This window comes from Stutzerimonas stutzeri (assembly GCF_019090095.1).
GTDB lineage: Bacteria > Pseudomonadota > Gammaproteobacteria > Pseudomonadales > Pseudomonadaceae > Stutzerimonas > Stutzerimonas stutzeri_AN.
Window position 1 is genome coordinate 879078 of record NZ_JAGQFP010000002.1, and the last position, 13393, is coordinate 892470.

The following is a 13393-nucleotide window of genomic DNA, read 5'->3' on the forward strand; positions in this document are numbered from 1 at the left end:
GGTTGCTGGGTCGGTGCCAAGGTAGAGACGAACGTGCAGCGCCTCACATCTGTTTTGCTATTCGCCTGTGTCAGCCTGGCTGGCTGTGTGACTCAACCCGTGCCGATGTACCGACTCGACAACGGCGCTGTGGAAACACCCGCACAATCGGCCAATGGCGCGGCGATTCTGCTGGGGCCTGTGAGGCTGGCCGACTACCTGCAGCACGACGCCTTGTTGCAACGCCTGCCGGACGGAAGCCTGGCAGCTAACGGCCAGCAGGCGCGCTGGGCCGGCGACCTGCAAGGCGACATCAATCAACTGCTCATGCGGCAGCTGGCCTGGCGCCTGAATACGCAGAGCCTCGAACTGAGCCCCGGTAGCAAGGGCTTCAGCCCCGACGTTCAGGTCGAACTCGAGATCACCCGACTGGATTCCGGCCCCAAGCATCCCGCTGTGCTGGAAGCCCAGTGGCGGCTGCTGGACAAGCAGGGCAAGCGTCAAGGCAGTCGCCTGGTCCGCCTTCAGGAAGAGCATCAGGGCACCACGGCCGATCAGGTGCGGGCACAGAGTGTGCTGCTGCAGCGCTTGAGCGAGATGATGGCGGAGGCGATCGAACCGATGGTCGTCGCCAAGACCCCCGTCAAGCGCAATATCGTCAAGGCACCGAGCAAACCGGCAGCGCCCCCTGCTATCCCGGCGGTCGAGCCGATCAGGACCGATATGGAAGTGTTCCGCTTCTAGCGCTGCCGTCAACACGGTTGCGGAGGCCCGGCGCGAAAGGCGATAAGCCCTTCCGGCGGGCCTTTTGCCATGCTTGCCTGCTGGGCATGCCCTTTAACCGCATACCCCCGCTAGTCCACCGTTCGTGTCGCCTGGCCAGGCGTGCCGCGTGCCCAGCCGCTAGGCGTTAGCGGCGGTTGCGCAGTTCACTCATGCGTGCGAGCTGGCGTTCGAGCAGGGACGGGTAGGGCTCGAGCAGGCGCTCGACGCAGCAGGCACCTTCGGGGCTGGCGATGGGCCGAATGCGCGCGCGCTGGAGGATCAGGCGGTCTTCGCCAATTTCACGTTCGATCAGCAGCAGGTTGCGGCTGTGCTGCGACATGGCCAGGGCAGCCTGTGCGGGCTCGCTGAGCAGCAGATCGCCCTGGCTGAGATCATAGAGGCCCTCGCCCTGGGTCAGGCCGAGTTGCAGATTCAGGGTAAGGCCGCTATCGGCGACTTCGATCTGCAGGGCGTGTCCAAGGGCACGCATCAGTTCACCGCAGCACAGGGCATGAGTCAGGTAGTTCTGCTCGTCGTCCTGACTGTGGAACAGCATCAGGCTGCTGCCATCGTTGAGCGTGTGGAGTTCGGCCTGATACAGGGTCGCGGCCTGCTCCAGGCAATCGCGGTACCGCTGCAGCAGCTCGGTGAGCCGATCGCGGGGCAGGCGGCGCAATTGCTCCTGGGCGCCGAGCTGGACTGCCAGCACGCCGCTCTTGCCGGCAGACGCCGGTACTGCGGGGGTAGTCGCTATCGGCGCCGGACGCGGTGCAGGGGTTTCGAACGGCGGGTCATCGTCGAGCAGAAGGTTTTCGTCTGCGTCGACTGGCACCGCGCCTAGCGCATGATCATCGTCTTCGTCATCTTCGCCGCGGTCGGTCGGGTCGATTCCGGTGTGCCGGTAGGCACTGCTCGGCGCCGCGACCGGTGTGTCGAGGTGCGCCGAATAGAGATCCTGCATGCTGTCGTCCAGCTCGATCTCGGGTTCGGGCTCCTCGGGCACCAGGCGTGCCTGCAGCTGCCGGGCCAGATCGCCGATCTCGTCCTGGCGGCCGGCCCCAGGGGCAGGATCGTCCGGGTCGCGGAGCCACAGGCGCAATTGCATCAAGGGCAGGGAGATCTGTCGGCCGAGGCGGGTGCTCAGGATCAATGTCAGTGCCAGAAGGATCAGCGCGAGCAGCCCCATGCTTTGCAGGCTGATGGTCATCGGTTGCTGAAACTGCCGCATGTCCAGGCTGATGCGCAGGTGCCCGGCGATCACCTCCTGGAAGCTGATGGGCGTGGAATACAGCCCTTCTTCATCACCCAGCAGATTGCGCTGCGGGCGTGTGCCTGATTCGGCCAGCACGCGATTGTCGACGCTGTAGATCGCCGCATGGGCGACCAGTGGGTTCTTCACTAGATTGCTCAGCAGCACGTTGAGGCTGAGGATGTCATTGGCCACCAGCAGGTCGGTTGCCGAGGCGGCGGTCTGGGTGATCAGGCTCTGCCCGAGGGCCTCGGCCTGCTGTTCCATCGCATGCTTGAACTGCATGCCCATGACCCAGGCATAGATCACCAGGGCCAGGGCCACCAGTAACAGGGTGTGGCTGGCTACCCGCAGTACCAACGGAACGCGCCGTTGGCGTAGTGCGCGGTAGATCAGCAGAAAGAAGTTGTCAGGCTTGACGGACGCGGGCCGGTTCACAGAGCGCGGCTCTACTCTTGAGGAAGGTGCCGCGCAGTATACGGAAAGCGCACTGGGGGCTAAAGGTCACCCGGTCAAAGCGATTGAATTACTCGTCGTGTCGCTCGCCAAACGCCGTATCGAATGGCGCGGCGGACAGCGGCGCGCTCAGCTGGCGATCGGCTGTTGTAGAATGCCCGCCTTCTTTGCATAGGAGCTGCGCCTTGCGTGAAATCGTCCTGATCAATATCACCGGGGAAGATCGCCCCGGGCTGACCGCGGCCATCACCGGCGTGCTCGCTCAAGGAGGGGTGAACATCCTGGACATCGGTCAGGCCGTCATTCATGACACCTTGTCGTTCGGCATCCTGGTGGAAATTCCCGATACCGAGCGCGCCTCATCGGTACTCAAGGACGTGCTCTTCACCGCCTACAAGCATGACCAGCAGGTGCGGTTCACGCCGGTGGCCGAGGACGATTATCAGCAGTGGGTCGCCGGGCAGGGCAAGGCTCGACACATCGTGACCCTATTGACCCGCAAGGTCACGGCCGAGCAGTTGCAGCGGGTCAGCTCGATCACCGCCAAGTACGGGCTCAATATCGATCACATCGACCGCCTCTCGGGGCGCCAGCCGCTGGACATGCCCGAGGAGCTGGGCAAGGGCTGCATCGAGTTTTCCGTCCGCGGTGAGCCGGCCGACACCGCGGCGCTACGTGCCGAGTTTCTCAGCGTGGCGCAGGAACTCAATGTCGATATCGCCTTCCAGCGCGACTCGGTGTTTCGCCGCAATCGCCGGCTCGCGGTGTTCGACATGGACTCGACCCTGATCGAGGCGGAAGTCATCGACGAGCTGGCCAAGGTCGCGGGCGTTGGCGATCAGGTTGCGGAGATCACCGAGCGCGCCATGCGCGGTGAGCTGGACTTTCGCGCAAGCTTCAAGGAGCGTCTGGCCTTGCTCGAAGGGTTGGAAGAGCGCGCGCTGGCCGAGGTCGGTGCTGGCTTGCGGCTGACCGAGGGGGCCGAGCTGCTGTTCGCCGAGCTCAAGCGGCTGGGGTACAAAACGGCGATTCTGTCGGGTGGTTTCACCTATTTCGCGCGACAGTTACAGGCCAGGCTGGGCATCGATTACGTCTATGCCAACGAGCTGGAAATCGTCGACGGCAAGCTCACGGGGGTCGCCCAGGAGCCGATCGTCGACGCTCAGCGCAAGGCCGATCTGCTTCGCGAGCTGGCCGAGCGGGAGGGCTTGCGTCTGGAGCAGACGATTGCGGTTGGCGATGGCGCCAATGACCTGCCCATGCTCGGGCTTGCCGGTCTGGGTGTGGCTTTCCGGGCCAAGCCGCTGGTCAAGCAGTCGGCCAAGCAGGCAATCTCGACCCTGGGCCTGGATGGCATTCTCTATCTGCTCGGCTTTCGCGATCGCGAGGGGACGGAGTAGCCACGGCTGCAGCCTGCGCATTCAGGCGGGCTTGAACAAGATGCGGGACGAGGCCGTCAGGCAGTCGTCCCGCACGGCAGCGGTCGGCACGGGGTTACCGCTGCCATTACTCCTCGTCCGACGAGAAGTTGTAGTCCATCGATTGGCTCGGGCCCTGCAGGTATTGGCCCTGGATATATCCCACGCCGGCCTGCCAGAGCGTCGCAAGGATGGTGGCGCTGTCGACGAAGGGCACGATCGTCTGCTTGGCCTGCTCGTGCAGATCGGCGAGCAGCTGCTTGAGCGCGTCCTGGTTCTCTTGCCGGCCAAGCTCCTGGGTATAGGAACCGTCGATCTTGATGAAGTCGACATCCAGATGCTTGAGCGTATTGAACGGGTTCAGCACGCAGCCGAACCGGCTCAGGGCAGTGCGACAGCCTAGCCCGCAAAGCCCCTCGGTCAGGGTCTTCGCTTGCTTCAGGTAGGCGACGGCGTCCTGCTCGTCGAGCTGGAAGACCAGCGAGTCGGGCGGCAGGCGTGACGCCTTGAGTGCGACCCCCAGCCAGTTGAGCAGCGACGGGTCCTGCAGGCTGGCGCTGGAGAGGTGAACGAACAGCCGAGTGCTGTGCCCCTTGCTGCGATGCTCGGCGAGCAGCTTGATGGAGTTGAGCAGTACCCAGCGATCGACCTTGGTGGCCAGCCCCGCTTCCTTCGCGGCGCCGAGGAACTCGCTGGGCGGCACTTCGACGCCTTGCGGATCGAGCAGGCGCAGCAGCACCTCATAATGTTCGTGGCTGTCCCCACGCAGGCTGATGATCGGCTGGAACAGCAGGCGGAAGCTGTTCTTTTCCAGCGCCTGCTGCAGCATGGCCAGCAGATTGCCGCGGCTGGCGGCGGCGGCCAGCTCGGCAGCCGGATCGTAGGTGCGCAATGCGTTGCCATCGCAGAGCTCTTCGGCGCAGCGGTGGGCGCGATCGATGACGTCTCGCGCCTTCGCCGTTTGCTCGTCGAGTGCGGCAACGCCGATGCTCAGACTGGTCTGAACGGTCCGGCCGCCGATCTCGAACAGGTGTCCTTCGACCTTGCGCAACAGCTCGACCAGTGGGGGTTCCAGCTGCTGCGGCGTAGCATCGGCCATCAATACCGCAAACGCATCGTCGCCGAAGCGCGCCAGCTCAGCCGTGTGCGGGAACTGCTCGCGTAACAGCCCGGCCAGCTCGGCGAGCAGACGGTCCGAATCGCCCAGGCCGATCTCGGCCTGCAGGCTGGCGAAGCGGTCGATGCGAAGGTAGGCCAGGCTCGACGCCTGCCCGGCGTTCACGGCGCGTTCTACCGCTCCATCGAGCAGCTCGAGGAAGTGGTTGCGGTTATACAGCCCGGTTACCAGGTCCTGGCTGCTGATTTCGCGCAGCTTTTCCAGCTCTTCATTTTCGCTTTCCGCGCGGATGACCACCTGGATGCAGGGTTCGCCGTCGTAAGTGGCGGGGGAAAAGTGCATGCGTGCCTTGAAGTTGCCACCATCGGCACGGACGCCGCCGCAGACCAGCTCGGCACTGCCTTGCAGGGTCTGATAGTGCTTGAGGAAACCCTTGAATTCGCCCTGGTCGCACGAAGCGATGAGGTCGATCATCGGCATGCCTTCGAGCTCTTCGACGTCCTCATAGCCGAACAGCTCGAGGTAGGCGCGGTTGGCGTAGATATGCATGCCGTCATGCACGTACGCGATGGCATCTACGGAGCTGTCCAGCAGCAACTGGCAGCGCTTCTCGGCCTCGCGCAGGACTACCTCTGCGGTCCGGCGGGCGCGGCGCTCTTCGAGATTCGCCAGCTCGCGATTGGCGACCATGATCAGCCATTCGTCTTCGCCCTGCGGCACGGCACGCTGGGCGCCCAATGCCAGCGCTTCGGTCACGGCATCGGCGTCGTTGCCGTCGATCAGCTGGATGACCGGGATGTCCTTGGCTTGCTTGCGGATGGCACCGATGGCTTCGCTTGGGTCGAGATTGCTGCTGGTCGGTGCGCTGATCAACAGATCCCAGGTCTGTTGGAGCGCGTCGGCAAGGTCATCGCTGGAGGTGAGCCGGTGCACGCGTGTCGCCTGGCCCGCATTGCGAAACAGGCTGACCAGTCGCTCAGCTTCATTCTGCGAGTCCTCGAGGATCAGCAGGCGGATGGTTTTCTTTTGCGGGGCCATGGCAGCAGCTTTGGATTGCGCCTGAGACGGGGCGTTGGGGCTAAGGAAACAATGAGCGGCAATCTACAGCGTGCGCCAGAGCGAGTCAAAATCTTCACCGCGTGGCGCCGCCTGGGTTCCCCTGGCTGTGACCGACGTCTCCTGCGGCGTGGCGACGCCCACCAGTTGGTATTCGAACTGGCTGTAACTGCCGGTACCGGTCTGGCGGCGGCACAGCAGCGCGCGGAGCTCTTCGCCGTTCTGGTTGATCTGGACTTTCTGCCCTTCCTGGAACGGCAAACGGGGAGCGATCAGCGTTGCCGGCCGCGAGATGACACTGATCTCAGGCAGTATCAGAGCGCGCAGATACTCGCTGCTTTGCTCCGTCTTGCGTACCAGTCGCAGGCCACAGGGTTGCGCGGAAGGCGCGATAAGCTCGACGCCCATCTGCGGGCCGCCGCCACGCACCTGGCGAATCCAGCGCACGACGGCAATGCTCCAGGTCTGGCTGCCGGCATCCTGCAGACCGAGCAGTTCGCCGGCCTGCAGTTGCGCCGGCACCTCATCGGGCCAGGACAGGCAGAAGCCGCCGGGACTGTGGTCGACTCGCCGTACCTCGAAGGTCGGAAAGCCGTTGTCTGCCTTGGGCTCGTCTGGTGGGGCGCTCTCGGTTTTAGCGGCCGCGGTGGGCCGGACGAATTCGATATGGTCGCTCGGCAGTAGCTCGTCGGCGTTCACCGCCTGGGCGTCGAAGGCGACAGCCCAGACATCCGGAGCGGCGTTATTCAGCTTGAACACCGCCGAGCGTGTCGCATCGGGCCGTTTCAGCAGTTCGCCGAATTCGCGTTGGCCCGCCAGGAAGTAATGCAGTGCACTCATGCCGATGCACAGCTTCATCGAGCCTTGCGCTGGGGTGCGCTGGAAGCTGCGCTCGGAGATATCGCCCCAGGCGGCACTGACATGGTGCAGAAGGTCGAGGCTCAGTCCTTCGGGCAGGGCTAGCGTCTTGTCCGCAGCGGGCCCAGGCGCGGCCTGCAAATGCTGCTGAATGGCCCGAACCAGCCCGTGGGGATCGATGCCGAGCAGGTGCCGGCGTTCCTCGACGGCGAACATCGATCGATAGCGTGGTGGGCCATCGATACGAGCGGACACGCCGAACTGGCTGGACGGGCCGGGGGTCTTCTCCAATCGTACCAGTGCACTCCAGGGTTCGAGCAGCTGCGCCAGCTGGGCGATGTTCTGCTGGCGCATCTGGTTGCAGCGGGCACTGCCGAGCATCAGCGCGACGATGTAGCTCTGCTCGACACTCAGGCCTTTGACGCGATAGCACAGATCGTCTCGGACAACGGTGCGCTGGAGGCCGTGCTCGGCGGCAATGGCATAGAGCTGATGAAGCTCGAGCCACAGGCCCTCGGGCGTCGGGTTGTAGAGCTGGGTGGCGCGCACCAGCATCGCGCAGAGGCTGCGAATCGCCCGTTGCAGCGAAACGGTGACCAGCTGCAGGCGGTCACGGCCGGTCTGCGGCACCAGCTCCACGACGATCAGCTTGTAACCGGTGGCGAGATGGTTGTGCAGTGCCTGGCAAAGGCTCGCCACCTTGCGCGGGCGCTCACCGAGCACGATCGGCTGATGGTGGAGATGGCGCTCCAGCTCACGGCAGACGAAGTGAATTTCCGGTCGTAGCAACTCAAGCAGCTGCAGACGCAGCTGGGCGGTCGTGCGCAGCTTGTTGAGTTCAAGCAAGGCCTGATACAGCTGGCGCGCCGTTTCGCCGAGGTTGGCCTTGGGCAGGCCGGACAGCCACTGTTTGACGCTGCGCACGCTGGGTTCGCAGAAGGACAGCGCCTGGGTGTTTGGCGCCGTCACGCGTAGCAACAATGGTTGGCTTTGAGTTTCCAAACGATCAGCTCCGTGGTAGGCGTGCCAACGCACCGTGGGTGATCTGTCGGTGCGGGTCGGGTGCCCATCACTACATGATGTCAAAATGCAACTGTGCCCAGTCACATCATAACGGACACGGAGCGCTTGGCCAGCGGTAGCCGACCATTGGTTCGTTCTAGACGGGCGTCGGTTCTTCCGTCGAGAGGCTGGCCGGTGGTGTCGGCTTGGCCTGTCCGAGCCCTTCGCCCATGCACACCGGCGTCAATGCCGATAGCTGTTCGGCCCAGCTGACCTGGTCAGGCCCGAAGAGCATGATCACCGTGGAGCCCAGCTTGAAGCGACCCATTTCCGCGCCCTTGTCCAGATGCACCGGGGCACGGGCCGCTTCGTCGTAGCGGAAGGTCTTGAGGGTGCGCTTGGGCGGCGTGACCAGTCCGGCCCATACGGTCTCGATGCTGGCGACGATCATCGCGCCCACCAGCACCATCGCCATCGGGCCGCGCTCGGTGTCGAACAGGCAGACCACGCGTTCGTTGCGGGCAAACAGCTCCGGTACGCCTTCGGCGGTTACGGTGTTGACCGAGAATATCCGACCCGGCACGTAGACCATTTCACGCAATGTGCCGGCCAGCGGCATGTGCACGCGGTGGTAGTCCTTGGGCGACAGATAAACGGTGGCGAAATCCCCGCCCATGAAGGGTGCCGAGCGCTCGTGATCGCCGCCGAGCAGCTCCGTGACGCTGTAGTTGTGGCCCTTGGCCTGGAATATCCGGCCCTGCTCGATTTTGCCGAGTTGGCTGATCGCGCCGTCGCAGGGGTTGAGTATCGCGCCCGGTGTTGGGTCGAGCGGGCGCGCGCCGTCTTTCAAGGCGCGAGTGAAGAAGGCGTTGAAGTGTTCGTAGGCGGTCGGGTCTTCGGTCTGCGCTTCGCGCATGTCGACCTCGAAGTGGCGAACGAACCATTTGATGAAGGTGTTCTTCACCCAGGGCAGGCGGCATTCGGCCAGGCAACCGGCGAGGCGCGAGATCAGGTGATGCGGTAGCAGGTACTGGCTGAGTACGAACAAGCGATCTTTCATGGGGAGCCTTTTCATTGCTGGATGGGGGTGTCGGACAGGTTGCCCCACTCGCCCCAGGAACCGGGATATCCCTTGATGCGCGGATAGCCCAGCGCCTTGGCCAGCAGATAGGTGAAGCCCGAGCGATGATGCGTCTGGCAGTGGGTGATGATTTCCTTGTCAGCGGTAATGCCGAGCGCCTCCAGTCGCTCGGCGATGTCCTCGCGGATGCGCAGCGCACGTGTCGGGTCCATCGCGGCGGTCCATTCGAAATTGATGGCGCCTGGGATGTGGCCTGCACGTGCTGCCAACGCCTTCTCGCCCCGGTATTCCTCGGGCGACCGGGCGTCCCAGATCACCAGGTCCGCAGCACCGAGCCGACTTTCGATGTATTCGCGGGTGGCGCTGGGTGTTTCGCTGAGCTGCAAGGCAACCGGCCCGCCGGCGGCGGCAGGGCTTTGCTGCGACAGCGGCCGCTGTTCGGCCAGCCAGGCAGGCAGGCCGCCATTGAGATAGTGATAGTGCCGATGGCCGATGACATCCAGCAGCCAGATGAAGCGCCCGGCCCAGCCACCGCCTTCATCGTCATAGACGACGTAGACCGCGTCGGCTCGATGCCCGAGCGCGCCGAACAGGGCCTCCAGCTGGGGCTTGCCGGGAAGCAGGCCGGGCGCCGGCGGCTGGCCGAGCTGGGTCTGTTTCGGATCGACGAATCGCGCGCCGGGCAGGTGGCCTTCGGCGTAGCGGGTGGCGCTGGTCAAATCGACCAGAATCAGCTCGGGCGCGTCCAGGCGCTCGGCCAGATCGGCCGGTTCGATGACCAGGGGCAGGGTTGAAAAAGCGGACACGGCAATCCTCGGGCGTTCGGGAAGGGCCAAGTCTAGCGAAAAATTCAGCGACCGCGCTTGCTGAAGGTCGCCAGGGCTCGCTCGATGCATTGGACGGTCTTGCCGAACAGCTGCAGGTTCGCGTCGCTGATCGCGCTGTTGTTCTGGTCGGCCGCGACCAGCATCACCACCCGCCCCTCGTGGCCGACCGAGCGCAGCAGCAGATGTTCGCTGGGAAACAGCGACTTCAGCGTGCCCGGCAGCATGGCAGAGAACTGCGCCAGGTTGTCCGGTTTGAGCCGCAGCAGCGCGGGTTTCTCCAGCAGCCTGCGTAGTACCTGGCTTGAGTCGATATCGAGTGTCAGACGCGCCGCCTCGCGTGGCAGGCCGCTGCTCTGCTGGCCGACCAGGCGCCGTTGCTTGCGGTCGACGAGCATGATCAGCACGCGTTGCAGGCCGGCACAGCTCAGCGCGCTGCACGCGGCGGCGGTGAGTTGAAGGATGTTGTCGTAGGGGCAGGGTTCGCTGAGCAGCTCACGGCAATGCGCGCGCCATTGCGCCAGGTCTTCGGCTTCGGGCGCTGCAGCGGCCCGCTCGACCTGAAACACGCTTTCCCAAGGCCATAGCAGGCCCTGGGCAGGATGCCAGAGATCGGTCGCGCCGATCGATCGAGCGCTGTAGACGGCCTGCTGATGCACCAGTTGCTGCAGTTCGGCCAGCGGAACCTGCAGATAGAGACCGGCCAGCCGCTGCCAGCGCAGGCTGTGGATGCCGCTCCAGCTGTGGTGAGACGACAGTGCCAGGCCGTTGGCCAGGACGATGGTGTTGCCAGGCTGCGTCAGCCAGCGGCGCAACGGCGGGTCGGCGTCGAGCATCTGCTGCTGATGCAGCGGGTGTTCGTTGTCATGCGCGATATGCAGCGCTTTGATCAGCATGCGTCGATGCTCGTTGAGCAACTGGTAGCCCTGGATAATCCAGTCGGGCAGTCCCCAGCGCTCGGCGGTCGCGCTGCAGAGTTCCAGCAATGGCACGCCGAGCAGCGACTGTTCGACCTGGCGAGCCGGTTCACGCTTGACCAGCACGCGTTGTTCCCAGGTGTCGAGCAGCTGTGGATAGGCAGCGACCATCGCCCAGACGGGCGCAAGGAACAACAGACTGCCCCAATGTATTTCCTGCCAGAGCCGCGCGAGGCGCGACGCGAACAGTCCGCTGGCCTGCTGGCTGGCGTGCTGGCTGATGAGCATGACCTGCCGCAATGGTGCGGGTATGGCCTCAGGTTGCGCGGCGGGCACCTTGGCGAACAAGGCCTCGGCGCGTTTCAGGCCAATGCGGCTGAGGGCGACTTCCAGGCTTTCGGCGGGCTTGCTGGTGGTCGCCACGCCGCGGTTGGCTTCGCGAATGACGACGAGTGCCAGCGCCGGACTCGCCTGGATCAGCTCGGCGATCTGGCGCAGGGAGAGGCTGCTGTCACGCAGCGCACGCTGGACGCGGGCATACGGAACGGCAGGCGCAGGGAGCACGACGGCGTCCAGTGCATCGAGCCAAGCGTCAAGCGTGCGGGGTGGTTGGGTCATTATGATGGCGCCGTCGAACTAGCATTTCATCGGGATGGCCTTTAGTCTGGCGCAAAAGTTCCGATAACCAGAACAATTCTTTTCATCTGCCCCTTCGCCTGTCCCCATACGAGCTCGTGCATCTTTGCGCGACTTGTTTCAGGTGCACTGAAATCAGGTTTTAGACGTACCTTTCTATGGCAAAAATCATCGGCATCATCGTAGTTATCGCCAGCGTGCTCGGCGGGTTCGTGCTGTCGGGTGGCAAGCTCGGCGCGCTGATTCACCCGTTCGAGGTGATGATCATCGGCGGCGCGGCCCTCGGCGGCTTCCTGCAGGCCAACCCTGGCAGCACCACCAAGATCGTGTTCAAGAAGTCGCTGCAGATGTTCAGCTCGCGGTTCACCCACAAGTACTACCTGGAAGTCCTGGGGCTGCTCTACGAGATTCTCAACAAGAGCCGCCGCGAAGGCATGATGGCGATCGAGGCCGACCTCGAGGACCCCAAGGCCAGTCCGATATTCAGCAAGTACCCGGCAATCCTCAAGGACGACCGGATGACGGCCTTTGTCTGTGATTACCTGCGCATCATGTCTTCCGGAAACATGGCTCCGCATGAGCTGGAAGGGCTGTTCGACATGGAGCTCAACGGCCTCAAGGAGGAGCTCGAACACCCGTCGCATGCCGTTTCCAAGATTGCCGACGGCCTGCCCGCGATGGGGATCGTGGCAGCGGTACTGGGGATCGTTATCACCATGTCGGTGCTGGCCGAGGCCAACAACGCGGAAATCGGCGAAAAGGTGGGCACCGCGCTGGTGGGGACCTTCCTAGGCATTCTCGCTTCCTATGGTTTCTTCGGGCCGCTGGCTGCAGCGCTGGAGCACGATGCCAAGGAAGAGGTGAATCTCTATGAGGCCATCAAGGCGACCCTGGTTGCCTCGGCCTCCGGCATGCCGCCGACCCTGGCCGTGGAGTTTGGGCGCAAGGTGCTGCTGCCGGCGCATCGGCCGAGTTTCGCTGAACTCGAACAAGCGATGCGTGGTAGCTAAGCGACATGGAAAACACCCAGCCAATCATCGTCAAGCGCGTCAAGAAGTCGGCCGCCGGCCACCATGGCGGCGCCTGGAAGATCGCCTTCGCCGACTTCGCGACGGCCATGATGGCCTTCTTCCTGGTGATGTGGCTGATGTCCTCCGCCACGCCGGAGCAGAAGCGCGCTATTTCCGGCTATTTCCAGGATCCGATCGGCTTTACCGAGAGCGCCAGCCCGCATGTGATCGATCTCGGCGGCACGCCCACGCCCGCTCCGGACCGTACGCTCAATGACGTGATCGACCCGGCCGCTAAGCAGACCGAGGCGGCGCTCGACGCCGAGCAGGTCGAAACCCTGTCCGAACAGCTGGAGCGTGAGCGGTTGGAGCTGTTGCTGCAGGAGCTGCAGAACAAGGTCGAGGAAAACCCCGATCTGACCCGTTTCAAGGATCAGATCCTGTTCGAAATCACCCAGGACGGGTTGCGCATCCAGATCATGGACGCGGCCAACCGGCCCATGTTCGCCTTGGGCAGCGCGCAGCTTCAGCCCTATTTCGAGGACATCCTGCTGGCGATGGCCGACACCATCCGCGCGGTGCCGAACAAGATCAGCGTCAGTGGCCATACCGATGCCAAGCCCTACTCCGGACGCGGCGATTTCGGCAACTGGGAATTGTCCGCTGGACGTGCCAATGCCGCCCGGCGGACGCTGGTCGCCGGTGGTTATCCCGAAGACCAGATCGCTCGAGTGGTGGGCTATGCCTCATCGGCGCTGTTCGACCGCAACGATCCGCTGAATCCGGTCAATCGTCGCATCGACATCCTGGTGCTGACGAAGAAGGCGCAGCGCGATATCGAAGGCGAACAGTCGGATGCCGAGGCAACGGCGCCGGCGACTGGCACCGCTGCGGCACCTCCCGCAGACAATTCCAACGCCAACGTCAACGCCAACGATCCGCTACAAGCCGCTCCGCTGCGCGAACGGCTGAACATCTTCGAGGATGGCGTGCTGAAGTTCGACCAGCCGGGCGGCGAGTGAGCG

Annotated in this window: 10 protein-coding genes; 4 read left to right on the plus strand and 6 right to left on the minus strand. The window is 64.0% G+C overall.

The window, feature by feature from the left end:
• Window positions 1-87: 87 nt before the first annotated feature.
• Window positions 88-723, plus strand: coding sequence for a PqiC family protein (locus KVO92_RS13595; RefSeq protein WP_336512640.1), 636 nt, complete (start codon window positions 88-90; stop codon window positions 721-723).
• Window positions 724-889: 166 nt separating this feature from the next.
• Here the strand turns inward: KVO92_RS13595 and KVO92_RS13600 are convergent, their stop codons facing one another.
• The gene (locus tag KVO92_RS13600) at window positions 890-2431 is read right to left on the minus strand and encodes an AhpA/YtjB family protein (protein ID WP_217476156.1); all 1542 of its coding nucleotides are present in this window, start codon (window positions 2429-2431) and stop codon (window positions 890-892) included.
• A gap of 203 nt (window positions 2432-2634) precedes the next feature.
• Here KVO92_RS13600 and serB point away from each other — a divergent pair, with 203 nt between their 5' ends.
• The gene (gene serB, locus KVO92_RS13605; RefSeq protein WP_217476157.1) at window positions 2635-3849 is read left to right on the plus strand and encodes a phosphoserine phosphatase SerB; all 1215 of its coding nucleotides are present in this window, start codon (window positions 2635-2637) and stop codon (window positions 3847-3849) included.
• A 106-nt stretch (window positions 3850-3955) separates the two neighbouring features.
• Here serB and KVO92_RS13610 read toward each other — a convergent pair whose 3' ends face one another.
• The 5 genes from KVO92_RS13610 to KVO92_RS13630 all read right to left on the minus strand — a co-directional run bounded on the left by KVO92_RS13610 (window position 3956) and on the right by KVO92_RS13630 (window position 11340).
• Window positions 3956-6022 (minus strand): EAL domain-containing response regulator, encoded by a 2067-nt coding sequence (locus tag KVO92_RS13610; RefSeq protein WP_217476158.1) that lies wholly within the window; start codon window positions 6020-6022, stop codon window positions 3956-3958.
• Between the two features lie 63 nt (window positions 6023-6085).
• The gene (locus tag KVO92_RS13615; protein WP_217476159.1) at window positions 6086-7900 is read right to left on the minus strand and encodes a molecular chaperone; all 1815 of its coding nucleotides are present in this window, start codon (window positions 7898-7900) and stop codon (window positions 6086-6088) included.
• Between the two features lie 157 nt (window positions 7901-8057).
• Complete coding sequence (gene asd, locus KVO92_RS13620; RefSeq protein ID WP_217476160.1) at window positions 8058-8960, minus strand: archaetidylserine decarboxylase; 903 nt, start codon at window positions 8958-8960, stop codon at window positions 8058-8060.
• An 11-nt stretch (window positions 8961-8971) separates the two neighbouring features.
• A complete protein-coding gene (locus KVO92_RS13625) occupies window positions 8972-9787 on the minus strand; it encodes a rhodanese-like domain-containing protein (RefSeq protein ID WP_217476161.1) in 816 nt (271 codons plus the stop codon).
• Window positions 9788-9831: 44 nt separating this feature from the next.
• Entirely contained in the window at window positions 9832-11340 is a 1509-nt protein-coding gene (locus KVO92_RS13630) for an HDOD domain-containing protein (RefSeq protein WP_217476162.1), read from the minus strand.
• 176 nt (window positions 11341-11516) lie between these two features.
• Between KVO92_RS13630 and motA the strand changes: the two genes are divergently transcribed.
• Both motA and motB read left to right on the plus strand, forming a co-directional pair.
• The gene (gene motA, locus KVO92_RS13635) at window positions 11517-12368 is read left to right on the plus strand and encodes a flagellar motor stator protein MotA (RefSeq protein ID WP_217476163.1); all 852 of its coding nucleotides are present in this window, start codon (window positions 11517-11519) and stop codon (window positions 12366-12368) included.
• A 5-nt stretch (window positions 12369-12373) separates the two neighbouring features.
• Window positions 12374-13390 carry a flagellar motor protein MotB gene (gene motB, locus KVO92_RS13640; protein WP_217476164.1) on the plus strand — a complete coding sequence of 339 codons (1017 nt, stop codon included), beginning with the start codon at window positions 12374-12376 and terminating at the stop codon, window positions 13388-13390.
• Window positions 13391-13393: the final 3 nt, after the last annotated feature.

Coding starts and splice junctions, on each gene's coding strand:
- KVO92_RS13610 (WP_217476158.1), bottom strand. CDS start 6,022: ATGGCCCCGCAAAAGAAAACCATCCGCCTGCTGATCCTCGAGGACTCG.
- asd (WP_217476160.1), bottom strand. CDS start 8,960: ATGAAAGATCGCTTGTTCGTACTCAGCCAGTACCTGCTACCGCATCAC.
- KVO92_RS13630 (WP_217476162.1), bottom strand. CDS start 11,340: ATGACCCAACCACCCCGCACGCTTGACGCTTGGCTCGATGCACTGGAC.
- motA (WP_217476163.1), top strand. CDS start 11,517: ATGGCAAAAATCATCGGCATCATCGTAGTTATCGCCAGCGTGCTCGGC.
- motB (WP_217476164.1), top strand. CDS start 12,374: ATGGAAAACACCCAGCCAATCATCGTCAAGCGCGTCAAGAAGTCGGCC.